The following is a 14,866-nucleotide window of genomic DNA, read 5'->3' on the forward strand; positions in this document are numbered from 1 at the left end:
TACAGATGTTTGCGATGCGGCAGCCCGATATTCTCATGAAGCATCAGGCGGTGAATGATAGTCAGTACACTATCCACACCATAAACGGATAAAAGGACTATCCAACTGAAATCTTCCGTTTCAATGATGAGCCTGCCTATCAGGAAAAGAAGGATAAAGGCAATGCTCACCGACCCCACATCACCGGCAAAGCATTTAGCACGCTTGCGGAAATTGAAGAAACAGAAGACTAGAACGGAACAGATAACGGTATAGATGAAATCCGCTTCCACAAAAGTAACCACCTCCTTATTGATATAGGCCAACGCAGCAAGAATAACCAGAGAATAACCACCGGTTATGCCGTTAATGCCATCCATAAAGTTGTAGGCATTGATGATGCCCGTACAGACTATCAAGGCTATGACTATCCACCACCAGGACAAGGAGAAAAGTCCCCACTGATAAAACATCATAGCCATAGCAGAGAAATGAAAAAGCAGCCTTGTCATCTGTCCGGTGGATTTTATATCGTCCACGAAGCTGATGAACGTCACCAGTGTCAAGGCAAGCAGGAACCAGGGATATTCAAAGCCACTCGTCAGGAAATAGGCCAACGCTCCGAAATAGAAAATAATCCCACCACCGCGTAAAGTCACTTTCGTATGAGAACTCCGCTCATTGGGCTTGTCGATGATATTGCACCTATCAGCCACTCTAAAATAAAAAAGTTCTGCTAAAAACAGCAGAACCAGTATTAGCAGATAATACATAACAGTATTTTCCTCTTTAATTTTTAATTATCAATTTTTAATTCTTAACTTTTAATTTGAGAACGATTTTATCGTTCTCACTATCCCCTCCTCTGCCCTCACCGGCATTCTGTCAATTCCCAGGGCAGCCTTTATCTTCGCATTACTCACCACATAATTCTCTGTCAACTTGCGCAGACGCTCTGTATTCAAAGGCAAATGGAGCAGAGTCCCAAGCCGGGCACAGAACTCCATCAGTCCTCTGTTTATCTTCCAGATATGCGGTTTACGGTCCAAAGCCCGACACATCAAAGCTATCAGCTCATTTGTGGACAAGGCCTCGTCATCTCCCATGTGGTAGATACCACTCGCCACCTCCTTGGTCAACAGCCCTTCCACCACATAGCAGAGATTGTCTATCGAAGTAAAAGACCTTCTGTTCTCAAAAGCCCCCAAAGGCCAGGGAACACCTTTCCTCACCACATTATAAAGAAGATTCAGATTGCCTTTGTTGCCGGGACCATGAATCATGCAAGGACGCAGGATATAGACATCTTTGCCATCATATAGATTAGCTTTCAATCTGCCATCCTCGGCCTTCAACCGGCCAAGGATGTAATTCTCCGCAGCTATCTTGCTTTCCCCATACGGCCCTACCGGGGCAGGCACCACATCTTCAGTCAGCATATCACCCACCACACTGTCGGCAGCAGCTTTTACCGAACTGAAGAATACGAACTTCTTCGCAGACGATTCCAGAAAGAAATCAAATATCTTTTGGGTCAATCCCGTATTAATATCAAAATAGGATTGGGCTGCGGACCGGTTTTTCGTATCATGGGCTTTACCAGCCAGATGAATAATGGCATCGAATTCAGGAAGATTCCGCATCGGAAAAGAAGCTGGTTCAATATCCTTCCAGGAGAAAGTCTTTACCACCCCCTCCTTTTCAGGAGCAACAATATCCAGCCCGTAAAGGCTATGACGTTCCTTTAGGGCAACAACGAGATTAGACCCCACAAAGCCGTGGATTCCAGTGATAAGTATGTTCATTGAAATATGCTAAAAAATATACTGACCGGAAACGTGGTTATTAGTTATGTATTTAATAAAATAAGTATCTCCAATGAGAGAGAAAAAAACATACCACGTCGTATTAGAATTACGTTGGTAAGTGATGTAATACATATCCTTACCATAACGTTCAAAAAAAGCGGGCGCTTTCTTTTTTAATTTAGAATGAATGTTCTGTTGAATATCAGCTATCAGTTCTTCCACATAAGAAATAGCAAAAGGATAAGTACCCAAATACTCCTTCTCAACAAGTATTTTTATAAGCCCATACAAATCCTCCTCTACTTCGGGAGCGAATACGACTCTCATCCAAACAAAGCCTTTATACGAGGGCAAAGTCTATCCAATAATTCTTCACCAGAAATAGCATGCCTAATGTCATCACGTCCTTCCGTAACGATATTCGGATTATTCTCATTACCCGTATATACAACTACCGGTTCACCAACATTCGGCACCATCGGTTCTTGTTCCTTATATGGCTTAATCTTCCTCATACATCCAATCTTTCCACAAAGATACCCGGAAATATCAAGTTATCCTAATCATTGACTGATAAATATCGTATGTTCATAAAGCTTCAACTAAGTCTACATATTTTTGAGTTACCACATCCTTTGAATATAATCGCTTAATCACCTCTACACCATTTCGACCCAGTAAAGCTAGTTCGCTTCTTGAGACGGAATTCAGCCAATCCACCATTTCTCCCACCTTCTTTTCCAAACTCTTCTCTGTAATCAATTTTGCACAGCCATGTTCCTGCAGGAAATTGATGATAGGCGTATCCTTTCCCGAGCAGACCAATAAAGGCCTACCACATGCCATGATTGTATAAACCTTGGAAGGGAATCCCTGCATCTCCATTTCAGGGTTCATGAAAATAAACTGGATGTCTGAATAGGCAAGAATGGACGGCATCAAACTTCTGGGCTGATAGGGCAAAATATGCACATTATCCAGCTCCAACTCACGTACTTTCTCCTCAAGAACGGGTTTCATGACTCCCTCACCGATGATAAAGTATTCAATGGAAACCCCTTTCGTCTTTTCTGCCAGACAGACTAAAGGCTCCCAATCCTGGGCATAACCAATATTCCCGGCATAAAGCAATTTCAAAGAATCTGTGGCAGGGAAAAAATGGGGATTCAGACATTCTACATTTCCACCTTGAGAATTATACAATTCTGTATCTACAAAATTAGGTATTATACAAAGCTTGGACTTATCCTTAAACCTTCCGGCTATTACATTATAAAAAACCTGGTCTATTGTCGTTACGGCCGTTGAGTTATTATAAACATACCGTTCCATCCTACGTAGCTGTTCTATAACAAGCCCGTCCTTTCGTTTCAAGATGTCAGGATATATTTCCTGCACATTATATATGGTTTTACATCCCTTGATTTTCGCCAGCCAAATGTTGATTACACCGATAGTCAAAGGAGGGGAAGGTGACAGTATGACATCTATATTTCTCTGGGACAAACCAATCAGGAAAGAGATAATATGCCAATAGACAAATCCCAGGACACGCAGAAATGTATTTCTGAATTTCTTCTGGGGTACATGAAGAACTCTGATTCCATGAAAACAGCTTTCTTTACAAATCCCCCAAACCTTCCATTTCAGAGGTTGTGCTGCCAGTTGTGATTCCACAACATTGTAATGAGGCGTAGTTGTCAATACCAATACTTCATAACCGTTTTCTTGGAATTTCAGAGCAATATCATTATAAAGATAGGCTGTCGAAACTCCATCCGGACTGAAAATCAGGCTATGTATCAAGATTTTCTTAGGCATGTCTCACCATTATTTTCTCCAAACCATCTTGTTCACCACCCCCGTATAGCTCTGAATTATCTTCACGACCTTGGCCGATACATTCTCATCCGTATAATTGGGCACCGGCAGACCATGATCCCCATTCCTATTCATCTCCACGGCAGTATCTACAGCCTGAAGCAAGGATTTCCCATCAATACCGGCAAGGACAAAGATACCCTTGTCAAGAGCCTCGGGACGCTCCGTACTGGTACGGATGCATACAGCCGGGAAAGGATGCCCCACAGAAGTGAAGAAACTGCTCTCCTCAGGCAGGGTACCGCTGTCACTCACAACTGCATAGGCGTTCATCTGCAGGCAGTTGTAGTCGTGGAAACCGAGAGGTTCATGCTGAATCACACGTCTGTCAAGTGCAAAGCCACTTGATTCCAGACGTTTCCTGCTACGGGGATGACAACTGTAAAGTATGGGCATGTCATATTTCTCGGCCATAGCGTTAACCGCGCTGAAAAGGGACAGGAAGTTCTTCTCCGTGTCAATGTTCTCTTCCCGGTGCGCGGAGAGCAGGATGTATTTACCTTTCTGGAGATGCAACCTCTGATGAATATCGCTAGACTCTATTTCGGACAAATTCTCATGCAGGACTTCCGCCATGGGCGAACCGGTTACGTATGTACGTTCTTTCGCCACGCCCGAAGCGTTCAGGTATCTGCGGGCATGCTCCGAATAGCAGAGGTTCACATCGGAAATGACGTCCACAATACGGCGGTTGGTCTCCTCAGGCAGGCACTCGTCAAAGCAGCGGTTGCCTGCCTCCATATGGAAGATGGGGATATGCAGACGTTTCGCGCCTATCACGCTCAGGCAGGAGTTCGTGTCTCCCAACACCAGTACGGCATCAGGTTTCACCTGCACCATCAGCTTGTAGCCGGCGTTGATAATATTCCCCATCGTGGCACCGAGGTCATCGCCGACGGCATCCATATACACATCGGGGTCTTTCAGCTTCAGGTCACGGAAGAAGACACCGTTCAGGTTATAGTCGTAATTCTGGCCGGTGTGGGCCAGAAGACAGTCAAAATAACTGCGGCATTTGTTGATGACAGCCGCCAGGCGGATGATTTCCGGACGGGTGCCCACTATAATCAGAAGTTTCAGTCTGCCGTTCTCCTGAAACCTGACTTGCGAATAATCCAATTTTAGTTCCATCTGTTCCTATATTCTTTAACTCGTTTCAGACTTTTTCAGAATAAGTGTCCGGACGTGCCGGGTCGAAACACTCGTTGCACCACATGAAGGTCACCAGGTCTTCCGTTTCCGAAAGGTTGACAATGTTGTGCGTATAGCTGGGAATCATCTCCACGACCTCCATCCTCCCGCCGCTTACCTCGAAGCTGACAACCTCCTCCGTACCTATCTTGCGGAGCTGTATCAGACCGTGTCCGCTCACCACCACAAACTTCTCGTTCTTGGTATGGTGCCAGTGCTGGCCTTTCGTAACGCCCGGCTTGGAGATGTTCACCGAGAACTGCCCGCGGTCGGAAGTACGGATAATCTCCGTAAAACTGCCGCGGTCGTCCACATTCATCTTCAGGGGATAGCTGAACCGTTCTTCAGGCAGGTATGAGAGGTATGTGGAATAGAGTTTCTTTGTAAAGGCATCGCTCAAATCCGGAACGGACAAGGTACCGGGCATTTGCCTGAAAGACCTTATCAGTTCCACAATGCCGCCCAAGGTAATGGTATGCACCACGGGCACTTCGCAATAATCCCCGTTGCGGTGTTCCATGCCGCTCAGGGCAGAGATAAGCTCGTCCACCACATCGTCTATGTAAACCAGATGCATCACCACCGAAGGGTCGTTCACCCGGATGGGCAAGTCATGGGCGATGTTGTTGCAGAAAGTGGCCACCGCGCTGTTATAGTTGGGGCGGCACCATTTGCCGAAAACATTCGGGAAGCGGTACACCAGTACCTTTGCACCCATTTCCCTGGAGTACTCGAACAACAGCTGCTCCCCTGCCCGCTTCGATTCACCGTAAGGGTTGTCGAGTGCGGCCTGCGTGGAAGAGGAAATCATTACCGGACAGGTATTGCCGTACTTCTTCAATGTATCAAGCAGCGTGGAGGCGAAGCCGAAGTTCCCTTTCATAAACTCAGACGCATCCTGGGGACGGTTCACGCCTGCCAGATTGAAGACAAAGTCAGCCTGTTTGCAATAGACATCCAGTTCGGCAGGGTCACTGTCCATGTCATATTCGTAAATGGCAAGTTCCTCACTCGCAATACCGTAATTACGGGCTTTCCCGTCACGGATGTTGTGCAGCTGGGATACAAGGTTCCGGCCGACAAACCCTCGGGAGCCGGTTACTAAGATTTTCATAAACTAATGGGTTCTGTTTGTCACAGAAAAGAGAAGATATTCATAGTGAATGACAGAAATCATCCAAACCTATAAAACTTACTTTTGGGAAATTATATTGCTTCAATATATGAAAATGATGATCTTCCGTAACAATAAACTTGGCATTAGCCACAATTGCACAGTCCACAAACTTATTATCATCCGGATCTGATTTTATCAGATTGAAGTTATAATAAGGAGTAAAGAACAAAGTATAAGGATTATTGAGAATGACATCAATCACCAGCTTAGCTATTTCCACACCTGCCAAACGTTCTAATATTTCCTCATATTCATTAAGAATTTCATCAGAAACGCATAACTGATTCGTTCCATCCAAAAAGCAATCCCAAATCTTACGGTACCTGCTTTTGGGAGAAATGCACTGTATCAAGCTATTTGTATCTAATACAATTCTATTCATCTCTTCGGAAGTGTACGGACATCAATTTTTCTCAGTTCATCAAGTTTTTCTTGGTTTAAAACTCCCGAATCCCATAAGTCATTCAAGCGGTCATCTAACTTCTGAGAAAAATATTTGGTCAACACTTCTTTAACTTCATTCAATCGCTCCTCCGAACCATCAAAAGCAAACATCTTCAAAAGATGTTGTTGAACTGAATTTAATACTGTTGCTGCCATATTCTCAATTATTAGTTTCAATATGGCAAAGATAGTTTTTTTTTCTAAAGGAACAATACATTCCCTCTTTCTTTCCTGTTGTATTATTCAAATTAAAGACTTATTCACTCTTGATTTCCGCGCTCTTCGCCTTTTCCTCCATCCCGAGGTCTTCGCGGATGAAACGGAGTTTCAAAAGAAGCTTTTTCATGCCCTCCACATCCAGGCGGGCGGTGTTATGGCTGTGATAGTCCTCTATACGGGCAATATCCTCATTGCCTTCCGTGAAGAACTTGTCATAGTTCAGGTCACGGGTGTCGCAGGGGATGCGGTAGTAGTCGCCCATGTCGACAGCCTTTGCCATCTCTTCGCGGGTTACCAGTGTCTCATACAGTTTCTCGCCGTGGCGCGTGCCGATGGTCTTCACCTCCGTCTCACCGTATTTCGGATCAACCTGCGCGTATGTTTCCTTCAAGGCCTGCGCCAGTACATCCAAGGTGGCGGCAGGAGCCTTCTGCACGAACAGGTCACCGTTATGCCCGTGCTCAAACGCATAGATTACCAGATCCACGGCATCGTCCAGCGTCATCATGAAGCGGGTCATGTTGGGGTCCGTTACCGTAATGGGCCTGCCGTTCTTTATCTGCTCCACCCACAAGGGAATTACAGAACCGCGGCTTGCCATCACATTGCCGTAACGGGTACAGCAGATGGTTGTACCGGCTCCCTCACCCAACGCACGGCCCTTGGCTATGGCAACCTTCTCCATCATGGCTTTGCTGATACCCATGGCATTGATGGGGTAAGCCGCTTTGTCGGTAGAAAGCACTACTACGTTTTTCACCCCATGCGCTATGGCTGATTCCAGCACATTGTCCGTACCGATCACATTGGTCTGCACAGCCTGCAACGGGAAGAACTCGCAGCTGGGAACCTGCTTCAAAGCGGCGGCAGAAAACACATAATCCACTCCCATCATGGCACCGTCCACAGACTGGCGGTCACGGACATTACCAATGTAGAATTTTACTTTGGGATTTTGCAGGTGATGACGCATGTCATCCTGCTTTTTCTCGTCACGACTAAAGATGCGAATTTCCTTGATATCTGAATCGAGGAAACGACGCAATACGGCGTTACCGAAGGAACCGGTACCGCCAGTGATTAATAAAACTTTGTCTTTGAATATAGACATAACTATTTTAATTTATAATTGCTTTTCCCATTAACTATTATAGCTTCAAAATCATCTTTTCGCCTTTGAATATCATAATATTCTAGAAGATTATCATATGAAGTTATTGGAGTAAAACAAGCTAATTTATTAACCAATTTAAGCAATTCACTATCGAAATCATTATCTATGTCAAACAACAACTGTTCTTTATAAATAGGATTAGCCAAACCACCCTTTCCTGAATGAATTATGATATTATTAGCACATAATGCCTCCAATGCAGCTAAACCAAATCCCTCATACAATGAAAGTTGAAAATAATATTTAGATTGTTTCAAAAGATTAATTTTATCCTCTTCAGACACTTCTCCTTTCAATTCAACTGAGCCTTTCAAATTATATTTATCTATTATTGACCGAACCAAGACTTCTCCTTCTCCTTTTCTGCCTATAATTACAAATCGATAATCAACAAACTCCGGTATTTTTTTCAATTCAGCAAAAATTTGTAAAGCCTTATCCACCCCCTTTCTTACCACATTACCTTCATCTCCCATCCAAACTATAGAAGTAAATATCTTTTCTTTTGGAACATCAGCAATAAAAAGTTTTGTGTTAATAACATGCTCGCTATAACTCAATTTTTTCTTTAATGATGATACCTTAAAGATGTTTTTCAAATCTGATTGCGACACAATTATACAAGAATCAGCCACCCAATAACAAAGTTTAAAAAACAATGCTTGTATTTTATAATTAAAAGCAGATGCATAATCCGAATCCAAAGAGTCAATACCTCCTGTAAAATATGTTTTTTTACCAAAACATTTTGCTAACAATGCAGCAAAAAATGAATATCGATAGAAATAAGAAAACAGAATATCATATTTCCAAAATAAAAGGCTATCGAATATTCGATTAGATAGTAAAACGTCATATCCTAAATCTTTCAATATTGATATATCTATCTGATAGAATTTCTGAGTCTTAAATAACTCAAGTGAATTCACACTCGAATAAAATAAAATTCTTTTCACACCTTAGCTATGTTTTATAAAATTCATTAGTCGACTGGCCTGAATCTCAGAATTTTTATTCTCTAATATAAACCGTTTCGCCTTCTCTCCAAACTCATATAGTTCTGCTTGTGTTTTACTTCCCCATTGTTTTAAAATAGCAGTCAATGTTTCTTGTGAATTATCTGGTAATAGAACAAGGTATTCTTCATATTCTATAGGTAATCCTGGAAGTTTATACATTATAGTTGGAGTACCCGAAGCCATATACTCCATTGTTTTTGATGGAAATGAATATTTGGTATATTCTTCATGCCCTTTACGAGGGTTAACTAACAATGTAGCTTGTTGTTGCATTTCAAAAACATGCTTCTGTTCTACAACTCCCCAATATATTATTCTCTTATCTTTTTTTGCAGCTTCTTCAACAAAGATTCTATCAAGTCCAAATCCACATATCCACAAAACAAATTCTGAATCATCAATATCGTTAAAAGCTTTGATTAAATCTCTAATCCCGAAACGAATGTCTAGCTTGCCTGTATATAAAATAGTTTTTTTCCGCTTTTTCTGAGGAACTATACATACTGGATTATATATTCCTTCTAAGAGTAAGCTGGGACGTAAACCAACATTAAGTTTTTCTCTCATATACTTGGTAAGAAGAACAAAGGAATCAACAGAGGGTACTAATGAATATATTCGTTTAGTTTCCAAATTACCTAAAAAACGGTACAATAAAGAAGTGCTATCTCCAAAATATTCAGGCAAATCCAATACGATACAACAAATTTGAACATTTGGGTACATTTTTTTCAAATCAATAGCAGCTTTCAAATAAGGATAAATCAAAGAATAAACTAAAATTGTTACTTTTTCCTCCCTATTTTTATTAAGCCACAATTTGGCTTCTCTCATAATGGTATGATATATACTGCATTTTTTTAAATATGTGACATTAAAAAAAGATGCATTTACCCCTTTTATTGAAGCATATTCAAACTTAGATTTTGAAAAAAACAAATTGTTACAACGAAATGGGAAACTACCAATATCAGGTACATTCACTATATAATCAGGTCTTATACCACACTCGTTACATCCCGCTAAAAGAGCTTTCTGAAATGTAGTTGCGCTTACTGTAATAACCCCTTTTGTACATTCTTTTATAAATGTAGAAATTGTAGGTTCACAAAAGCAACCTAAATAAAGAACTTTCATCACTTTATATTTTGCAAATATTTATAAAATACTTTTATATGGTACATACGGGCTTCCTTTGGAAGATAAAGAAGCCAAGATGAAAACAAAATAAATCAAGTATAATAATAAAGCATTTCTAGTCGTCCAATAAGAATGTAAAGACTTAGCCAATAAAGGAATTACAAAAACCATAGAGACATAGGGATAATATGTAATTCTTTGTAAAGTTATATTAGCAGAAAGCACATTATACATTATCTGACCAAGAAAAAAAACATTCAAAATCAATTCTAAATTATTCGATACATAATAATTTCTCTTCGCATAAACAATAAGAGATAATACAAATATCACTTGATATACTACACCAAAATGAGCTGTTTGATTTTCATTTATAAGTGCTGATTCCAAATAATAGCCATAATACGTTTTTCCAATTATAGGCTCAAATATTGATATAAAGCCACTCATAAATCCTCCCCATAGTAAGATACAAACGGATCCTATATATATCATCAACACTACAATATTCACCTTTATCATTTTAGCTAATACAATCATCAATATCCCGAACAATGCAGAATAATGCACTAGAAAAGCCAAAACAAAAACTATGTAATGTTTCTTCCCACAAGAAATTAACATTAAGCCATACAAGAAAATGGCACAAGCTAATATCTGACGAACCAAATTGAATGATTGAAAAAACAACAATGATTGTAATATCATGATTACAACAATAAACCTAATATTTCGATCAGATAATAGCACTGCTTTTGCTAAATAAAAATAAGTCAAGAAAGCATATATATAAAAAAAGGCATATGAAGATATTCCAAATGAACGAATTATTGCAAAAACTAAAATCGTAAAAGGTTCTGATGGAACAACCCAAGGGCTCTCTATTTGAGCAATATAATTACTGTGATCTGTTCCTATACCATCTTGTGAACCAACAAAGAGTGTCATCAACAATACCCACACAAATGCTGTCACAAAATTGACCTTTTCATCTTTCACATATATGTGTGAAATAAATATTATGGTAGACAATATAATCAGTAATATATATATCAGCATCTTGTTTTAGTTAGTGAATTCCCCATCTCATTTACTTTCATTAGCAAAATACTTTTCAAAAGCATCTAGGTCATTTAGTAAACGCCAATTTATCTTGAACCACTTTTCATCTTTCTCCCACCATTTAGATTTCAGAAGCATTTGTATAGCGTCTTCATTATATCGAAACCGGAGGACTTTAGCGGGAACCCCTCCCACTATTGCATAAGGGGGTACATCATGAGTAACTAAAGCGCCAGCAAGTACCATGCCCCCTATACCTATCGTAACTCCTTCAATGATTTTTGCTCCTGCTCCTATCCAACAATCAGAACCAATAACCACTGGAACACATTCTCTTACAAATTTAAATTCATTATAAATTTGCCTATCAGCAAAAGTATATCCAGTTTGCTTCATCATAGAGAAAAACATAGGACTTGTGGCTACATAAGGATACTCGTAAGGATGACGTCCACGAACAACCATACAATCATCTGCAATAGAAGTAAAACGTCCAATTTCTCCACTTATTCTTGAATTGAATCCTATATAAGATCCATAACCTAATGTGCCATTAAATGTACTGTGCGCACAAACTCTATTACATCCTTCAAACTTAGATATACGGGTAACCTTAGCTCCATAACCTATTGTAACCGTACTAGAATATTTAATACTATAATAAAATCCTCTAGATAAACTATTAATAAAAATCCATCTTAGAAAATGTTGTAATATAAATATCAAGTATTTAAATACACAAAAAAATGAACTCCTATTGTTTTTCTTATTCACCATATCAAAACAACCATATATCAATAGCACAAAGAGTATTAGTGGTCTTATATACTTTTATTTGAGAGAACTTGTTACATACTCACGAATAGCTTCAGCCCATCTATCATAAGCTTTTGGTAAAAGATGAATGCCATCATTAGTTAGTTCATCAGGCAGCTGTCCATCTATACAATATAGAGAAAATAGGTCAATATATATCATTCCTTTTTCACCTGCTATACGAGTAATAATTTGATTAGCTTGAATAATTCTGTCACAGTTTCTATACATTCTATGACTACGATTGACTGGAAGTATAGATTCCAAATAGACTTCTGCATGAGGACAAGCGTTAGTTATAGAATCCACTAAAACATTATACCGCTCAGCAAACTCATCCATATCCATACTTTGATTTGCCAAGTCATTGATACCTGCCATCAAAAACACTTTTTCAGGACAAACAGCACGCAGCATATCCATACGTCGCATCATGCCAATCATGGTATCACCAGGATAGCCTAGTTCTACAATCTTCTTATCCGTGAAATAAGTTTGAAAATTACTCGCATACGTAATTGAATTACCCAAAAAGCAAATATCCGCATCATAACTCATTTTTTGCAATGTATTTGTCCAACCACGTATAGCCCAGTAATCGGGTGCGTCAGTCGGACTAACTTCAATCAAGGTTTAGCCTTTTACCTACTTTAGGCAAGAAATCAGATTTATACAAAACAACAAAATTCACCAATAATAAGCTCATTATCAATAGCTTACCCCGCTAAAGGACCTGACAAATAAAACTTTAACTTCATTATTAGTTTTCTCGGAATAAATATTATCCTATTCATAAAATTGCATCGTTTAGCCTTATTACTCCACATTAAATCGTTGCCATATTTATTCAATAAGAATTGTTTATATTCGGGATATAGCTTTAATCCCTGGTTGAGCATATCCCCCAAAAGCATTTTTTCCCAATAAGACTTTCCATCAAAGTTCATACTAAATATAAAATCCTTTGAAAAATCAGCCACCTTACCACTTAGACCGAGATTATCAAGAGAATAAGTCATCACATCAATAGGAGTATAAGCCATTCTGTTTTCACGTAAAATTTCAAAAAGAGATTTTGCATCTTCATATCGACTCAATGTCTCATCAAACAAATGATTCTTCAATAATTCGGCATGAAAGACAGCAGCTCCTGCACGAGGTATCACCCTATTAAAAAACCACTCTTTAAAATTATCTTCCAATACGCCTTCTCTTTTACCATTCACTCCCGGAAATCTCTTTTTTTTAATTTCTATCAAAAAACGTCCTGCAGCCACCTTTACATTATATTTCTCTGCCAATTCAACCATTGTCTTCAATCCCTCCGGCAGAAAATAATCATCCGCATCAATATAGCATATCCACTCCCCTTTAGCCTCCTTGATACCCCGGTTTCTGGCTGATGACACCCCACCATTAGGCTTACGTATATACCGTATACGCTGATCACCAAGATACAGTCTCACCACTTCATCACTGCCATCGGTAGATCCATCATCCACGATAATCAGTTCCCAATTGATATAGGATTGGCTGAGTATCGACTCAATGGTGCGCGCTATTACAGCTTGCTTATTATAAAGGGGAATAATTATTGAGAGCATAAAGACATATTTATTATTGTAAAGGAAGCTGTTGGTTTATCTTAGTATTTTATCAATTAATCCCAATGCAAAATACTTCTTTTTTTCTCGGATGGCATTGACCTTATTCCAATCAATAATCTTCAACTGCTTCAGATCATCAACTGAGTCTACTAAACGGTCTTTTAAACAGAACATGCTCAAAAGAGAATAAATACGCGCCAATCCACCTTGTTCATTTCTCAACACCACAAAAGGCACATTGAAGATAATAGAGAATATGCAGCCATGGAAACTGTCTGTAATCACGAACTTAGCATCCTGAAACCCCTTTAGCCACTTCTCTACCGGAATCTGTATACGTTCACTGAGTGGCAGACTTGTGTCATTGACCTTTGAGAATACATAGAAAGGTTTATGATGAAGCACTGCAGACACCTCCTTTACCGTAACAAGGTTTGATTCCATCGGATCGAGCAAGTAGACCAACATATCACCATCAGACTTTTCTTTAACTTCTGATGTCAGTGCTTCATAATCCTTTCGATCGAGAAGCATCGTTGGATCCAAGACATGCATAGGCTTTACGCCTAAATGCTTCTCGCAAAGCCCCACTGCAGACTCCTCACGTACTGTAACAAGATTGAACTTCTTCACCAACCCTGCACAATTTTTCGTTTCAACATCTGAATATCCCCAAGTATCCAGTCCGAAAGAAGGAGCATAGGCAATCCGTCTCACATTTTTCCAGTCCCAAGCAAAATCGAAAAATACATTCTCAATCTTTTGATTGAAGTTGCGCCGCCAGATTTGGTCACTACCCACCACGAGAGCATCCCAATCCGCTTCCCGTATATCTGTATAGCGTTTGTAATAACGACAATGGATATTCTTCTCTATGAATGCCTCAGTATGCTGACTGATGACAGTATATTCTTTATAATGCTTGAAGTCATAAAATAATGGTACAGTCTCACGACCAAGCATTTTCTTAAGCAATCTACAACAAGCCTTGGCTAGAACTTTCGCAACACTGGGCTTACTGCAAAATGGTCTGTTCAGAACTATTGCATCATGACCATTGCGAGATAAAACAGTCTGTAAGGCATAGGATTGTAATATACCTCCTATATTGGTATGAAGAGGAAGAGAAATTATTAAGATATGCACTATTTCTTAAATAATGCGAATCAGTAGTTGAATATTTTCTACCTTTTCGCTTGTTAAACAGTTATTATTCATATAGATATATTCAAATTTCACAAGTTGCAAAAAAGAAACGTGAAATCTACCTGCTCCAAGATATTCACCGTCCCACACCCGATGGCTTTGCAGCCGTAGTTGTAGCCTCACCTATTCCTACCAACAATACG

At 39.8% G+C, this 14,866-nt stretch carries 17 protein-coding genes; all 17 read right to left on the reverse strand.

Features of this window, described 5'->3' with window-relative positions; translation table 11 throughout:
* Nucleotides 1-752: MraY family glycosyltransferase (locus DW800_RS19815; RefSeq protein WP_207814333.1), on the reverse strand; the 752-nt coding region annotated here is incomplete at its 3' end.
* A 51-nt stretch (nucleotides 753-803) separates the two neighbouring features.
* Nucleotides 804-1,784 carry an NAD-dependent epimerase/dehydratase family protein gene (locus DW800_RS12445; protein WP_119958119.1) on the reverse strand — a complete coding sequence of 327 codons (981 nt, stop codon included), beginning with the start codon at nucleotides 1,782-1,784 and terminating at the stop codon, nucleotides 804-806.
* Nucleotides 1,785-1,793: 9 nt separating this feature from the next.
* A complete protein-coding gene (locus DW800_RS12450; protein ID WP_057258528.1) occupies nucleotides 1,794-2,114 on the reverse strand; it encodes a hypothetical protein in 321 nt (106 codons plus the stop codon).
* Entirely contained in the window at nucleotides 2,111-2,302 is a 192-nt protein-coding gene (locus DW800_RS12455; protein WP_035457993.1) for a hypothetical protein, read from the reverse strand. Before DW800_RS12455 ends, DW800_RS12450 begins: the two co-directional genes overlap by 4 nt.
* Nucleotides 2,303-2,375: 73 nt before the next feature.
* The gene (locus tag DW800_RS12460) at nucleotides 2,376-3,608 is read right to left on the reverse strand and encodes a glycosyltransferase family 4 protein (RefSeq protein WP_117748793.1); all 1,233 of its coding nucleotides are present in this window, start codon (nucleotides 3,606-3,608) and stop codon (nucleotides 2,376-2,378) included.
* A gap of 9 nt (nucleotides 3,609-3,617) precedes the next feature.
* On the reverse strand, nucleotides 3,618-4,799 hold the full coding sequence (gene wecB / locus DW800_RS12465) for a non-hydrolyzing UDP-N-acetylglucosamine 2-epimerase (RefSeq protein ID WP_008663530.1): 1,182 nt from the start codon (nucleotides 4,797-4,799) through the stop codon (nucleotides 3,618-3,620).
* A 25-nt stretch (nucleotides 4,800-4,824) separates the two neighbouring features.
* Nucleotides 4,825-5,973, reverse strand: coding sequence for a capsular polysaccharide biosynthesis protein CapF (locus tag DW800_RS12470; RefSeq protein WP_117748795.1), 1,149 nt, complete (start codon nucleotides 5,971-5,973; stop codon nucleotides 4,825-4,827).
* A 40-nt stretch (nucleotides 5,974-6,013) separates the two neighbouring features.
* Nucleotides 6,014-6,418 carry a putative toxin-antitoxin system toxin component, PIN family gene (locus DW800_RS12475; RefSeq protein WP_005829181.1) on the reverse strand — a complete coding sequence of 135 codons (405 nt, stop codon included), beginning with the start codon at nucleotides 6,416-6,418 and terminating at the stop codon, nucleotides 6,014-6,016.
* Nucleotides 6,415-6,636: a hypothetical protein gene (locus tag DW800_RS12480; RefSeq protein ID WP_005829183.1), complete on the reverse strand. Its 222-nt coding sequence runs from the start codon at nucleotides 6,634-6,636 to the stop codon at nucleotides 6,415-6,417. Before DW800_RS12480 ends, DW800_RS12475 begins: the two co-directional genes overlap by 4 nt.
* Before the next feature lie 100 nt (nucleotides 6,637-6,736).
* On the reverse strand, nucleotides 6,737-7,810 hold the full coding sequence (locus DW800_RS12485; RefSeq protein ID WP_117748796.1) for a polysaccharide biosynthesis protein: 1,074 nt from the start codon (nucleotides 7,808-7,810) through the stop codon (nucleotides 6,737-6,739).
* Nucleotides 7,811-7,812: 2 nt separating this feature from the next.
* Nucleotides 7,813-8,829 (reverse strand): glycosyltransferase, encoded by a 1,017-nt coding sequence (locus tag DW800_RS12490; protein ID WP_034525763.1) that lies wholly within the window; start codon nucleotides 8,827-8,829, stop codon nucleotides 7,813-7,815.
* 3 nt (nucleotides 8,830-8,832) lie between these two features.
* Nucleotides 8,833-10,029: a glycosyltransferase gene (locus tag DW800_RS12495; RefSeq protein ID WP_005829189.1), complete on the reverse strand. Its 1,197-nt coding sequence runs from the start codon at nucleotides 10,027-10,029 to the stop codon at nucleotides 8,833-8,835.
* A 21-nt stretch (nucleotides 10,030-10,050) separates the two neighbouring features.
* Nucleotides 10,051-11,031, reverse strand: coding sequence for an EpsG family protein (locus tag DW800_RS12500; protein WP_057258535.1), 981 nt, complete (start codon nucleotides 11,029-11,031; stop codon nucleotides 10,051-10,053).
* Nucleotides 11,032-11,118: 87 nt separating this feature from the next.
* The gene (locus tag DW800_RS12505; protein WP_117589526.1) at nucleotides 11,119-11,871 is read right to left on the reverse strand and encodes a CatB-related O-acetyltransferase; all 753 of its coding nucleotides are present in this window, start codon (nucleotides 11,869-11,871) and stop codon (nucleotides 11,119-11,121) included.
* Between the two features lie 54 nt (nucleotides 11,872-11,925).
* The gene (locus DW800_RS12510; protein ID WP_022400854.1) at nucleotides 11,926-12,540 is read right to left on the reverse strand and encodes a GDSL-type esterase/lipase family protein; all 615 of its coding nucleotides are present in this window, start codon (nucleotides 12,538-12,540) and stop codon (nucleotides 11,926-11,928) included.
* 86 nt (nucleotides 12,541-12,626) lie between these two features.
* Nucleotides 12,627-13,514, reverse strand: a complete 888-nt coding sequence (locus tag DW800_RS12515; RefSeq protein ID WP_005829197.1) for a glycosyltransferase family 2 protein — start codon at nucleotides 13,512-13,514, stop codon at nucleotides 12,627-12,629.
* A gap of 36 nt (nucleotides 13,515-13,550) precedes the next feature.
* Complete coding sequence (locus DW800_RS12520; protein WP_034525766.1) at nucleotides 13,551-14,663, reverse strand: polysaccharide pyruvyl transferase family protein; 1,113 nt, start codon at nucleotides 14,661-14,663, stop codon at nucleotides 13,551-13,553.
* Nucleotides 14,664-14,866: the final 203 nt, after the last annotated feature.

This window comes from Bacteroides sp. AM32-11AC, assembly GCF_003603515.1.
GTDB lineage: Bacteria > Bacteroidota > Bacteroidia > Bacteroidales > Bacteroidaceae > Bacteroides > Bacteroides uniformis.

Coding starts and splice junctions, on each gene's coding strand:
- DW800_RS12445 (WP_119958119.1), bottom strand. CDS start 1,784: ATGAACATACTTATCACTGGAATCCACGGCTTTGTGGGGTCTAATCTC.
- DW800_RS12450 (WP_057258528.1), bottom strand. CDS start 2,114: ATGAGAGTCGTATTCGCTCCCGAAGTAGAGGAGGATTTGTATGGGCTT.
- DW800_RS12455 (WP_035457993.1), bottom strand. CDS start 2,302: ATGAGGAAGATTAAGCCATATAAGGAACAAGAACCGATGGTGCCGAAT.
- DW800_RS12460 (WP_117748793.1), bottom strand. CDS start 3,608: ATGCCTAAGAAAATCTTGATACATAGCCTGATTTTCAGTCCGGATGGA.
- wecB (WP_008663530.1), bottom strand. CDS start 4,799: ATGGAACTAAAATTGGATTATTCGCAAGTCAGGTTTCAGGAGAACGGC.
- DW800_RS12470 (WP_117748795.1), bottom strand. CDS start 5,973: ATGAAAATCTTAGTAACCGGCTCCCGAGGGTTTGTCGGCCGGAACCTT.
- DW800_RS12475 (WP_005829181.1), bottom strand. CDS start 6,418: ATGAATAGAATTGTATTAGATACAAATAGCTTGATACAGTGCATTTCT.
- DW800_RS12480 (WP_005829183.1), bottom strand. CDS start 6,636: ATGGCAGCAACAGTATTAAATTCAGTTCAACAACATCTTTTGAAGATG.
- DW800_RS12485 (WP_117748796.1), bottom strand. CDS start 7,810: ATGTCTATATTCAAAGACAAAGTTTTATTAATCACTGGCGGTACCGGT.
- DW800_RS12495 (WP_005829189.1), bottom strand. CDS start 10,029: ATGAAAGTTCTTTATTTAGGTTGCTTTTGTGAACCTACAATTTCTACA.
- DW800_RS12505 (WP_117589526.1), bottom strand. CDS start 11,871: ATGGTGAATAAGAAAAACAATAGGAGTTCATTTTTTTGTGTATTTAAA.
- DW800_RS12515 (WP_005829197.1), bottom strand. CDS start 13,514: ATGCTCTCAATAATTATTCCCCTTTATAATAAGCAAGCTGTAATAGCG.